Origin of the sequence: Pseudoalteromonas sp. bablab_jr010 (assembly GCF_016464105.1) — a bacterium.
GTDB lineage: Bacteria > Pseudomonadota > Gammaproteobacteria > Enterobacterales > Alteromonadaceae > Pseudoalteromonas > Pseudoalteromonas simplex.
Genome location: NZ_JACDWV010000103.1, coordinates 1 through 727, shown reverse-complemented (window position 1 = coordinate 727; position 727 = coordinate 1). Strand labels below are relative to the sequence as shown.

Sequence of the window (727 nt, the reverse complement as noted above, 5' to 3'; positions counted from 1 at the left end):
ATTGGCAAGCAAACTCCCAGGTAAAGGCAAACAAGGCCAATTTGACCAAGTGTATGCAACAGAAGACGGTAAAGTATTAATTATCGAAGCCAAAGGCGGTAATGCCAGTTGGGGTAGCCGGAGTGCTGGTAAAGATAGAGCGCAACAAGGCTCTGAAAAGTATATGAATTCGATAATTGACAATTACACTTCTAAGCTTGATACGCTAACAAAAGACCCACGCTACTTAGCGGGCGATGATGATTTTGTGAAAGAGGTTCAAGGCATTCAAGATATGCTGGATGATATTGATGATGCAAGATTAGATGGGGCAGTTGAATACATAGGTATTCAACAAAAAGCCAATGATGCAGGGCTTATCGAAGTTATTGACGTATCGATTTTTGATATAGGATTTTAAGGAACTAATAAAATGATTGAAAGCCATTACAGCTTTGCACAAGTTAGTTATGACCATATGGTAGAGCGCTATAAAAAGCACGAAGATAAAAATATACCCCGTATTCAAAAAAATCCTCGCTTAGGACTCCATACACAGTTTACCCGCAATATCATTGACTCGTTCCCCATGGAAGCGATTCAAAACCCCAATAGCTACCATGCTTGGCTCTATGTTATTCGCGCTTCGCAATTAGGACATGGTATTTTCCAAAGCAATGCCCATGACGGCCAACCTTTCCCTTTTTTTTACGATGATGAGTATTTAGAAGTGACTGGTAAACGCGAT

At 40.3% G+C, this 727-nt stretch carries 2 pseudogenes; both read left to right on the top strand.

Features of this window, described 5'->3' with window-relative positions:
- Positions 1-400 (top strand): annotated as a pseudogene (locus tag JIG37_RS10135) (type IV secretion protein Rhs); the annotation flags it as partial.
- Positions 401-412: 12 nt separating this feature from the next.
- A pseudogene (locus tag JIG37_RS10130) lies at positions 413-727 on the top strand (hypothetical protein); the annotation flags it as partial.